Genomic DNA, 11,932 nt, shown 5'->3' with positions numbered 1-11,932 from the left:
AGTAACTCAACAACTCAGCAACTCAGTAACTCAGCAACTCAGCAACTTTACCTATGCACGATTTAATCCTTATTCTCAAGCGTTTTATTCCACCTTATAAACTCCGGGTTACCAAAAGTATCATCTTCAATTTCCTCCATGCGATTTTCGGAAGTCTTTCCATCGCGATGCTGGGACCTATCCTGAAGATTATATTCAACAACGAACAGGATGTAACTGAACTTGTTCCTTTCGAATTTAACAGTGAATCTATCGGACAAATTTTTAATTACTACATCACAACGATCAAATACACTTACGGTCCATCGACAACCTTAATTCTGATCGGGGTGGTAGCCATCGTAACTACTGCTTTAAAAACCGGTTTCGCCTATTTGGGAGCTTATGAATTGATTTATATCCGGAATGGAGTCGTCAGGGACATCCGTCGTAAAATCTATGCCAAAATATTATCCTTACCTCTTCCCTTCTTTTCCGAAGAGCGCAAAGGGGATATTATCGCCCGTATGACCGGAGATGTACAAGAAGTAGAAGCCTCCGTGATGAGTTCTTTGGATATGCTCTTCCAAAGTCCGATTTTGATTATTGTCTATCTGACTTCCATGTTGTTTATGAGCTGGCAGCTCACCTTATTTGTTTTCATTCTTCTCCCCATTATGGGTTTATTGATCGGCCGGGTAGGTAAAAACCTGAAGCGCCGTTCTTGGGAAGGACAAACGAAAATGGGAGAAATTCTGGCTTTAATGGAAGAAACTTTATCCGGTTTGCGAATCATCAAGGCTTTCAATGCAGAGCCCAAAATGACTGAAAAATTCTCAACGGAAAACGAAAGCTACCGGAAAATACAAAACCGTCTGATGCGGCGGCGTTCATTGGCCCATCCGATGAGTGAATTTCTCGGTACGATCGTCGTAGTCATCATCCTGTGGTTCGGAGGAACGCTGATTTTGAATAATACCGGCAACTTATCGGGTCCAAGTTTTATTATCTATATCGGTTTGTTTTATTCTATCATCAATCCGGCGAAAAACCTGACTAACGCCTATTACAGCGTCCAAAAAGGATTGGCGGCGATGGAGCGTATAGACGTTATTCTGGCTGCAGAATCTTCTATACAGGAACCTGAAAATCCGCGAAAACTGGAACAATTCCAACAAGCTGTCGAATACAAAGACGTCAACTTTTCATATAACGAAAGTAAACAGGTACTCAAAAACATCAATCTGGTCATTCCGAAAGGAAAAACGGTAGCCCTTGTCGGCCAATCGGGTTCCGGAAAAAGTACCTTTGTCGATTTGTTACCCCGTTTTTACGATGTGAATAGTGGAAAAATTTGTATCGACGGTATTGATATCCGGGAACTTTCTTTTTATAATTTGCGGGAATTTATGGGGAATGTAAACCAGGATCCTATTCTATTCAACGATACGATCTATAACAACATCGCTTTCGGTATCGAAAATGCCACTTTGGAACAGGTTGAACAAGCTGCCCGTATCGCTAATGCACACGAATTTATCTTACAAACCGAACACGGTTACCAAACCATAATCGGTGACCGGGGAGGCAAATTGAGTGGGGGCCAGCGCCAGCGCCTGAGTATAGCCCGTGCCGTATTGAAAAATCCTCCGATCATGATCCTGGACGAAGCCACTTCTGCCCTGGATACCGAATCGGAAAAACTAGTACAGGAAGCTCTGGATAATCTGATGAAAAACCGTACCTCTATCGTGATCGCCCACCGCCTGTCTACCATCAAAAATGCCGACCTGATTTGTGTCTTCCATGAAGGAGAAATCGTCGAACGGGGAACTCATGAAGAACTCCTGAGTCTGAATGGTATTTATACCAAATTGTATAGTATGCAGAGTTTTTAGAGGGGATAGAGTTGCTGAGTTACTGAGTTGCTGAGTTGCTGAGTTACTGAGTTATTGAGTTATTGAGTTATTGAGTTATAGAGTTATAGAGTTTATATATGAATTTAAATAAATAAATTATGGGAGGAGTAGTTAAGTTTGAAGAATTGAATATTTGGCAGGAAGCCCGAAGGATTGTGAAGGAAATATACCAGAACACTGCATCCATTAAAGATATGGGTTTTAATGAGCAGATACAAAGGGCAGCTATTTCGATAATGAATAATATCGCAGAAGGGTTTGAATCCGGGAGCAATCCGATGTTCAAACGCTTTCTCTGTATATCTAAAGGAAGCTGTGGAGAAGTTAAAAGTATGCTTTATATTGCTAAAGATTTAAACTACATATCCGAAGAAAAAAGTGAATTGCTCCTCCAGGATTGCCAGGGCCTATCTGTAGCAATTAACAAATTTATCCATTATCTGCAACAACACCCCACCCATTAACTCAGCCCCCCAACAACTCTATAACTCTATAACTCTATAACTCAGTAACTCAGCAACTCATTATGACAACCGAAGATAAACTTTTAGGAAAACAAGTCGAATATCCCCAACACTATTGTCCGGCTATTCTTGTAGCGGTCCCCCGGCGGCTGAACAGGGAAATCTATGGCATAGACCACCCGGACCGTCTGTTTTGTGGTTATGACAGCTGGCATGCCTACGAAGCCAGTTTTATCCTGGATAATGGTATACCGGTAGCCGGGATGTTGAAAATTACTTATCCGGCTTCCAGTCCCTCGATTGTAGAAAGTAAATCTTTGAAATTGTATTTAGGTTCCTTTCATATGGAAGCTTTAGGCAAGACACTCGGGCAGGCTGTCGACCGATTCGTTGCCACAGTAGCTGCCGATCTTAGTGCGTTGTTGTGTACCGAAGTAAAAGTCCATTTTTATGAAGATGTCCCTTCTTTTCTGCCTTTTGATTTCAATGATTACACCCTGCTGGAAAAAGAGCCCGACACCTATGCACTCCAGTTTTCCGTCTATCAGGAAAACCCCGCCTTACTGACCGAAAACATCCAGGAAGCAGGGGAATTAAAAGTATGTAGCCATCTACTGAAAAGTAACTGTAAGATCACCCGTCAACCCGATTGGGGAAGTTTGTACATTCATCTGAAAGGCCGGACACAACCGGCCTATGCCTCTCTGTTGAAATACATCGTTTCGCTGCGTAATGAAAATCATTTTCACGAAGAAATTTGTGAGATGACTTTCAAACGCCTCAGTGATCTTTTCCAACCCGAAATTCTCATGGTAAGTTGCTTATACACCCGTCGTGGCGGGATAGATATTTGTCCTTGCCGGGCCAACAAACCGGATTATCTGCCGCATTATCTGCCCCAAGCCGATATACTGACCCAGCGGAATTTCCGGCAATAACCGCCTGCTTTCTTTCTGTTAAACCCCCGTTCCTGTTTTAGCTGTCATCACCGTTTTCACTGTATTTATAAATCTATTTGCCGAGTATCTTTTCGTACGTACCGTCCTTCAACACTTCCAATCCTTTCTTCAGCATATCGTTCTCCTCATTCATAATCTGATACATCTCGTTCATATTCCAAAGATCCCGGGCTATCAATGCTTTCAGCTGCAATTTAATGGTAGGCAAAAGAGGTTTCAGTGCTTTATCGTCTCTGGGGATATCCGCTTTTTCCCCTGCTTTTACAATTTCATCGATCATGGCATCGGTCACCTGAAAATTCTTCACAAAAGAATCGAAATCAGGATATTTCTTTTTCAGCTGATCCCTGTTTTTATCGATATAATTGGCAATAAACTCACCGATTACATTTTTAGCGATCAGCCGGTTAAAGTACAAATAGCTGATCGTCGTATCGAGAGGCACGAACACGTCCGGGATAATACCTCCTCCACCGTATACAGGGCGTTGTTTTACTTTCGTAAAATATTTCAGGGAATCATTCACTACAATACTGTCAGCACTGACCATTTCTCCGCTCCGATACCGGTTATACAACTCGGCTTCATAATCTTCTTCGCCTTTCGAATAAGGTTTTTGTATACATCTCCCCGAAGGCGTATAATAGTGGGCTATCGTCAGCCGGACCATAGATCCGTCGGTCAGAGGAAACTGTCTTTGCACCAAGCCTTTCCCGAAAGACCTCCGGCCCACCAATACGCCCCTATCCCAATCCTGAACAGCTCCGGAGACAATCTCACTGGCAGAAGCCGAATTGCCGTCGATCAATACGACCACCCGTCCACCCTGCAAGAGTCCTATAGGCGTTGAATATTCTTCGCGCCGACCGGAATTGACCCCGTCGGTATAAACGATCATCTTCCGTCCATCCAACAAGTGATCGGCGATACCGATAGCGGCTCCCATATATCCCCCTCCATTCGTCTGCAAGTCCAGTATCAAATCTTTCATCCCCTGAGCCTGCAATTTTTTGACAGCTTCCTCGAATTCATCGATCGTGGTCGCTGCAAAGCGGGATAACTTGATATATCCGGTCGTCTTATCCAGCATATAAGTAGCATCGATACTATAAATCGGAATTTTTCCCCGGATAATACGGAAATCCATATTTTCATGTCCTCTCAGCACGCCGACCTTGACAATCGTACCTTCCTCTCCTTTCAAGCGCTTCCGGACCTCTGTATTCGATAATTTTTTCCCGGCGATATTCTCTCCGTCCACGGAAACGATCCGGTCTCCTGCCATCAATCCGGCCTTCTCGGAAGGGCCGCCAGGCACGATAGCCACAACAGCCAACGTATCCCGGAGAATAGTAAACTGAATACCTATACCGAAAAATCCACCTTCCAAAGGCTCGTTCATCTCATCCACTTCTTCCTTCGTGATATAAACCGAATGAGGATCGAGATCGGACAAAGCTTTTATAATCGCATCTTCCGTCAGCTTCTGCAAATTTACGGTATCGACATAAAAGGCATCGATATAGGCCATCAGCCGCTGATATTTTATGCTTTGTTCTCTCACCTGATTCTCCCGGTTTTGTGCTATCGTCCGGTTGAATAGTGCTCCTGTCAGCAGCAAGAGCCCTGTCAAAATAAAAAGTCTTTTCATCTTATTTAAAGTTACTTCGTTATCCAGGAATAGTTATATCTCTACTTCTTCTCAAGTTCCAATACTTCCAAATCTTTCATTTTCCCCTTTTCTATGACAAAACGGATGGCTGTCCTGACTTTATGGAAACCATACTTCCCGGCAGCCCCGGGATTGATGTGTAAACATCCCAGCGTCTTATCGAACATAACTTTCAGGATATGAGAATGGCCGCAGACAAACAGCTGCGGGCGTTCGTCGTACAATAGCGTCCGTATTCCGGCGTCATAATGTCCGGGATATCCTCCGATGTGGGTCATCACTGTTTTTACTCCTTCACAATCGAATATTAAAGTAGGGGCAAACATCGTCCTTATCTCTCCTCCATCGATATTACCGTATACAGCGCGTAAATTAAAGTTGGCGGCCAAACGATCGGTAACCGCTAAATCACCGATATCCCCGCAATGCCAAACCTCATCGCAATCTTTGAAAAAATCCAATATCTTGCTATCCAACCAGCCATGTGTATCCGATAATAATCCTATTTTCATAAGCTCTTATGCTCTTCTAATTTATAAAGCATCTTTATTTCTTCCGCCCAGTTTTCTTCATCGGGGGTTTCCAGAATCAGCGGCATACGATCGAAACGGGGATCTCTCATAATCCGGCGGAAAGTCTCTATACCCAATTCGCCTTTCCCGAGCACCTCGTGCCGATCGACATGAGAACCTTGCCCTTTTTTAGAATCGTTCAGATGCATACCTTTCAGATACTTCAATCCGATCACTTCATCGAAATGCTCAAAAGTTTCCTGAAAGCCGTTTTCACTCTTGAGGTCATATCCGGCAGCGAAAGCATGACAGGTATCGATACATACTCCAATCCGGTCTTTATCTTCAACTTTGTCGATAATATAGGCCAACTGTTCAAAAGTATATCCCAGATTAGACCCTTGTCCGGCCGTATTCTCAAGCACGGCACAGACACTCTTGGTCTTATCCAGCGTGATATTGATCGATTCGGCAATTATCGTCAGGCACTCCTCCTCACTCACTTTCTTCAACGAACTTCCCGGATGAAAATTGAGTAGTTTCAGTCCCAGTTGTTCACAACGCAACATTTCATCCAGAAAAGCACTCCTGGATTTTTCCAAAGCCTCTTTATCGGGATTTCCCAAATTGATCAGGTAACTATCATGAGGCAGAATCTGATCGGCCGTATAACCGAATTCCTGACAACGCTGCTGAAAGCGTTCCACATTTTCAGCCGAATAGGGTGCTGCCACCCATTGGCGTTGATTCTTCGTAAATAAAGCGAAACCTTTCGCTCCGATCCGATAAGCATTTACAGGAGCATTCTCCACTCCACCCGATATACTGACATGTGCTCCGACATATTTCATATTCCGATGTCTTTTAATAATAATCTTCTGTTTAACTTCAGTCTCAAGAGGTATAACGCCCGATCAACACAAAAGTTCAATAATTTGCAAAGTTAATTTTTTATACTAAATATCTCATATCCCTCTCCCACAAGATCGTAATCTATCCTTAAAATCTATCCTCCGGGATTTACAAACCTACAAAAAGTTAGCCGAAATCTTACTTAACGTCTACAAAATTGGAAATAGTTTTATTAAAATAAAAGCGGGCATCTTCAACAATGCCCGCTTTCACATCTTCCGTCTTTCGGTTATTTAATCAACTCTACGCTTCTCTTCACAAATTTATTCAGTGCTTCTCCTTTCAACAGACCGTTAGCGAGTAAGGCAAGGTCGATCAACTGGCCGACCACCTGATTACCTTTACCATATTCCTGCAACAGCTCTTGTTTTTGTTTTCTCAAGCCATTGATCTTATCGTCATATTCTTTCTTCCGGTCTTTGTCGACTTGTGGAATTTCATCTTCTTTCTTCCCTTTGTTCAGTTCGTCGATCTCTGTTTTCTTCCCTTCATTTTCTTTAATTTCGAAATCGATCGGTTCGAGTTTAGCCGCCATTTCTTTCTGTACATCAGCCAGGATATTCTTTACCAGCTTATGATCGGTATTCACTACCAACGTAAACTGGTCATCCATAGCTCCATAGAATCCCATCCCCGGATTCATGGCAGCCATCTCTTTCATCCGCCGCATAAACTCAGAACGGGTGATTAAAACAGGATCGGCCGTTTCGCCCAATGCTTCGAAATTGACCACATACATGCCTCCTTCTTTAGGGAGTTGTGCATTGAAAACATCCTTCATCTCCTCCTGTTCAGCTTCGCTCCAATCGGTTTCCTTCGTTTCATTTTTAGGAATCAGTTTATCAATCACATCCGAGTCGACACGTAAAAATTTATGATCGGCATTTTTCTGCTCGATATGATTGATAAAATGCGTGTCCAACTGCCCATCCATCACCAAAACGTCATAGCCTTTATCCTTCGCAGCCTGGATGTAAGTATATTGTTCCTGTACGTCGGTAGCGTACAGATAAACGATATGATTGTCCTTATCCGTTTGGTTAACTTTCACCAGATTTTCATACTCTTCCAGGGTAAAATATTTCCCATCGGTATCTTTGAGCAGCACGATAGGATTGGCCCGTTCGGCAAATTTCTCGTCTGTCAGCATGCCGTATTGAATAAATACCTTCAGGTCATCCCATTTTTTCTCGTACTCTTCCCGGTTGTTTTTGAAGATATCGGTCAGACTGTCGGCCACTTTCTTCGTAATGTGGTTGGAAATCTTCTTCACATTCCGGTCACTTTGCAAATAGGAACGGGATACATTCAACGGAATATCCGGCGAATCAATCACCCCATGCAGTAAAGTCAGGTATTCGGGTACGATCCCTTCGACAGAATCAGAAACATATACCTGATTGCTGTATAATTGAATTTTATTTTTTTGTATTTCAAACTTATTATCGATTTTCGGGAAATAAAGAATACCGGTCAGATTAAACGGATAATCTACATTCAAATGGATATGGAACAAAGGATCTTGTGCCATGGGATACAATTCCCGGTAGAATTTCTGATAATCTTCTTCCTTCAGTTCGGATGGTTTACGTGTCCACAGCGGATTGGTGTCATTGATGATATTATCTTCTTCGGTATCGACATATTTTCCATCTTTCCATTCTTTCTTCTTTCCGAAAACAATCTCTATCGGGAGGAATTTACAATACTTCGTTAATAAATCCTGTAGCTTATTCTCTTCCAGGAAATCCTTTTCCTCGGCATTGATATACATAATGATATCCGTTCCCCGTTCGGCTTTTTCGGTATTTTCCAGGGTGTATTCGGTATCTCCTTCACCGGTCCATTTTACAGCCTGCGCTCCTTCTTTGTACGATTTGGTCACGATTTCCACCTTATCGCTCACCATAAAGGCAGAGTAAAATCCCAATCCGAAATGACCGATGATCGTAGCGGCATCATCTTTATGTTTTTCCAAAAATTCTTCTGCTCCCGAAAAAGCAATCTGGTTGATGTATTTTTCCACCTCTTCCCGGGTCATTCCGATACCGCTGTCGGATACCGTCAAAGTACCTGCCTCTTTGTCAGCTTTCACCCGTACCCTTAAATTAGAAGCCTCCCCTTTAAATTCTCCCGAAGATGCCAATACTTTCAATTTTTGTGTAGCATCTACTGCATTCGACACTATTTCACGAAGAAAAATTTCATGATCCGAATAGAGAAACTTCTTAATAATCGGAAATAAATTCTGCGTTGATACTCCTATTTTTCCAGTTGCCATAGTATATCTGTTTTTTAGTTTTAAATTCAAGTTTACGCAGGTAAATACACAATTGTTATGCCAAAAAAATGAAAGTGACAAAAAGACAGCCAAAGCTTCAAATCCATAGCAATCCCAATAAGAATAAAATAAAGCAGTTATATACATATTTACACTTATAAATGTAGGTTTATTTCGTTAGTAATTCGTCTTCGGTGATCGGAATTGTCGACCCGGTCGCTTCTGTCGGTCGTCTAACTTTTTCTATCACTGACCGGCGGAACTCCTCGCAAGCTCGTCAGACACCACCGGTCGGGCGTTCAGAAAAAGCAAGACGACACTCGCCAGAGCTCCAATGGTCGCCAATCCCGATCACCTCCGACTTACGTTATCACTGAATTGCAAACCAGTCTTGATTTAAGAAAGATTATTCTCACTGGAAATAATCCGGACGGTCCGGCTTCCTGCTGTTGCAAATTTTTGGTTGTATTTTCTTTGCCGGTTAGCTCTGCCGTGAGATGAAGGGTTTTATGCCGGAAGACCATTGGAGCAGGAACGAGGGTCCGGTTAGGTTTTCCGAACGCCCGACCGGTGGTGTCTGACGAACGCAGTGAGGAGTTCCGCCGGTCAGTGAAGGAAAGCCTTAACGGACCGGTCCAGGCGAACCGGTCTGACGGGATAAAACCCGGAATCGGAATAGAAAGAAAAAAATTAAACCTACGTTTATTGGTGTAAATATGTATATAACTGCCATAAATTATTACGTGAATGGTCGTTTACTCAGAAAAATGACAAAACAGGTCATCTGGGAATACCGGTCTATTTATGGAACGATACGACAATATTATTTTTAAAAAATACACAAGGTTGGGGAGCCACCAATAGCCTGAACAAGGGAATAAAGAAATCACTGGAAGGGGCCGATACACTCAATGTTTACTCGATTCATGACAACCAAAAAATACATTCTTTCTTCTCTTGCGAAGATATTTTCGGATATTGGCTTCATAATCAATTGTATGTTTTTCAGGATTCCCTGTGTTTTTATCACGAGAAGAACGGGTATGTCTATGATGTTTTCCAGGATCGGGTTACCCCCCGGTATAAAATCGATAAAGGAAATTACAGCGCCGACCCCCCAAAGGAAGAATTTATGCATCTCAAAAAATATCGTGGAATAGCTATGCATTTTCTGAATGAAACCGATAAATATGTAATCGGAGTTTACAATTTTGGCAATCGGTATTATTATTTTGGATACGATAAAAAAAGCCATGTGACCAAAAACTTCAAATTAGTAGATGATGACCTGTTGAAAACAGGAATAACAAAATCTACCTCTTTCCCCTCCAAGTATTTTAGTCCATGGCACAATAAAATGCAATTTCCTACTGATTATCTATACTTTTTTTTCACCCCGGCAAGATATGCAAAATTAATCGAACACATCCGATCCCGGTTATCGGAAAAAGAATGGGAAGCATATAAAGAAGAACATGTCGATCTGATGAAAATATACGACGGACTGGATGAGAATAGCAATACAATTATTTTGGGACTAAAATTCAAATGATCCAGGAACCGAAGCATTTCTCTCTGACATGACGAAGGAATTCTCTTCATAAACCGGAAATGATTTTCAATCCAGCAGGCGCTTTCGGATCAATAGCTAAGAGATGAGAAATTTCCAGTGAATTATCTCATCTCTCAGCTTTATTTATCCCAGCATCGGTTTAACGATGCCGAACAACAGGCAGGCAATAATAAAAGTAACCAGAATATTAAAAGTCTGTGCAGTAAGAAAAGACCACATGACATTGCGGTTTTCACGGGAGACAATATCTTTTATCTGGGTTTCCAGTCCTACACAGACAAATGCCAAACTGAAAAAAACAGTACTGAACATTTTAGCGATTCCCGGTTCGATGAGTTTCCCTTTTTCATTTACCAGGAAAAGGTCATTTGCCTGAAAGATACTGAATACGAGTGAAGCTGCAACAAAACCGATAATAAACTTCGGGAATTTTTCCCAGACAATCCCCAGAGAAGGAGAATTACTACCTTTCTCTCCCCGGGTAGAAAGGTATAAGGCTATAAAAAAAGCTACAAAACCGATTAAAACATTTTGGGCCCCTTTGATAATAACAGCATGCTGGTTCGATAATTCGCTGACGATAGCACTGGAAGCGGCAACACCACTTGTCGTATCGATGGTTCCGCCAATCCAGGCTCCGGCCACTTCCTGTATTACCTGAGGGTCGTCGAATAGGACAGGAAGAAGCAGATGGGCCAGCCAGGGCATCATATAGATCATAGGAACGACAATGATTAACACCAAAGAAACAATATAAGATAATTTTTTGTCATCGCCTCCTGCAACACGTGCAGCTGTAATACAAGCAGAAACTCCGCAAATAGAGACCCCGCTGGACAGGATCATGGCAGAACGCTGGTCAACTCCCAACCGCCGGGAGATAAAATAGGCGAAAAACCATACGATACTCACAACCAGGACAGCCTGTACAAGACCAACTGCACCGGATTTCATGACATCACTGAAAAGAATAGTCGCTCCTAAACAAACCACCCCGATTTTAATGAAAAACTCACTTTGAATAGCAGGTTTCATCCAGGCAGGTACGCGAAAAACATTGCGAATAATCAAACCGAAGATAACAGAGAAAAAGACAGATTCGAATCCATAATAGCTTACTTGAGGCAGAGCTGCCGTAATCTGTGCCAATAAAGAGACAGAAAATACAGCGATCAGGGAAAGGAATAAACCTTTTAAGGGTCTGCCGAGTAAAAGCCAGCCGATATAAAGTATGACTAATACAATGACGAAAAGAAATATTGCATTTCCCCAGGATTCCGTATCGGCCAGATGTTTGGGTATACGGGGAAGATAATTGGGAGTAATGATGGCAAAAGCCAGTAAAAGAATACTGACAGCCACAACCACCCAATCTTCTGTCTTAAATTGTTCAAACCATTTTTTCATATATATTTTAATTAAATTTTAAAATTTTGAGATGCGAAGAAAGCTATTTTTTACGATAATACTTTAAGTCTAAATGCTTAATTTTAAGAAAAGTCTTATAGAAGGAATAAGGTCAGACAAAGATGTCCATCTTTGGGGACGAACGAGTAGCTAAATAGTTCTATCATAAATTTGGGGAAGAAGGTGTCTGAAAAGGATGCCTTCTTTTTTTGTTATGCTGCCCGTTTATTATCCATTTTTATTTTTAAAACATC

The 11,932-nt window shown here is 42.0% G+C and carries 9 protein-coding genes; 4 read left to right on the top strand and 5 right to left on the bottom strand.

The features are described from left to right. The first annotated feature begins 53 nt into the window (after positions 1–53). The 3 genes from WS42_RS04540 (at position 54) to WS42_RS04530 (ending at position 3,300) form a co-directional block, all read left to right on the top strand. Positions 54–1,877, top strand: a complete 1,824-nt coding sequence (locus WS42_RS04540; protein WP_013611210.1) for an ABC transporter ATP-binding protein — start codon at positions 54–56, stop codon at positions 1,875–1,877. A gap of 119 nt (positions 1,878–1,996) precedes the next feature. Then, on the top strand, positions 1,997–2,362 hold the full coding sequence (locus tag WS42_RS04535) for a four helix bundle protein (protein WP_022160835.1): 366 nt from the start codon (positions 1,997–1,999) through the stop codon (positions 2,360–2,362). A gap of 62 nt (positions 2,363–2,424) precedes the next feature. Further along, positions 2,425–3,300, top strand: a complete 876-nt coding sequence (locus tag WS42_RS04530) for a 7-cyano-7-deazaguanine reductase (protein ID WP_022160836.1) — start codon at positions 2,425–2,427, stop codon at positions 3,298–3,300. A 73-nt stretch (positions 3,301–3,373) separates the two neighbouring features. Here the strand turns inward: WS42_RS04530 and WS42_RS04525 are convergent, their stop codons facing one another. The 4 genes from WS42_RS04525 to htpG form a co-directional block, all read right to left on the bottom strand. Then, the gene (locus tag WS42_RS04525; RefSeq protein WP_013611213.1) at positions 3,374–4,972 is read right to left on the bottom strand and encodes a S41 family peptidase; all 1,599 of its coding nucleotides are present in this window, start codon (positions 4,970–4,972) and stop codon (positions 3,374–3,376) included. Between the two features lie 41 nt (positions 4,973–5,013). Next, positions 5,014–5,505, bottom strand: a complete 492-nt coding sequence (locus WS42_RS04520; RefSeq protein ID WP_013611214.1) for a metallophosphoesterase family protein — start codon at positions 5,503–5,505, stop codon at positions 5,014–5,016. Then, a complete protein-coding gene (gene nfo, locus WS42_RS04515; protein ID WP_046403648.1) occupies positions 5,502–6,356 on the bottom strand; it encodes a deoxyribonuclease IV in 855 nt (284 codons plus the stop codon). Before nfo ends, WS42_RS04520 begins: the two co-directional genes overlap by 4 nt. A gap of 290 nt (positions 6,357–6,646) precedes the next feature. Continuing rightward, the gene (gene htpG, locus WS42_RS04510; RefSeq protein ID WP_046450794.1) at positions 6,647–8,698 is read right to left on the bottom strand and encodes a molecular chaperone HtpG; all 2,052 of its coding nucleotides are present in this window, start codon (positions 8,696–8,698) and stop codon (positions 6,647–6,649) included. A 1,132-nt stretch (positions 8,699–9,830) separates the two neighbouring features. Here htpG and WS42_RS04500 point away from each other — a divergent pair. Then, positions 9,831–10,250: a hypothetical protein gene (locus WS42_RS04500; protein WP_046450784.1), complete on the top strand. Its 420-nt coding sequence runs from the start codon at positions 9,831–9,833 to the stop codon at positions 10,248–10,250. A 144-nt stretch (positions 10,251–10,394) separates the two neighbouring features. Here WS42_RS04500 and WS42_RS04495 read toward each other — a convergent pair whose 3' ends face one another. Next, positions 10,395–11,678 carry a YeiH family protein gene (locus WS42_RS04495; RefSeq protein ID WP_013611217.1) on the bottom strand — a complete coding sequence of 428 codons (1,284 nt, stop codon included), beginning with the start codon at positions 11,676–11,678 and terminating at the stop codon, positions 10,395–10,397. Between the last annotated feature and the right edge of the window lie 254 nt (positions 11,679–11,932).

Origin of the sequence: Odoribacter sp. N54.MGS-14 (assembly GCF_000980295.1) — a bacterium.
GTDB classification, from domain to species: domain Bacteria; phylum Bacteroidota; class Bacteroidia; order Bacteroidales; family Marinifilaceae; genus Odoribacter; species Odoribacter splanchnicus.
The sequence above is the reverse complement of the archived record's forward strand: the minus strand, read 5'-3'. Positions and strand labels throughout refer to the sequence as shown.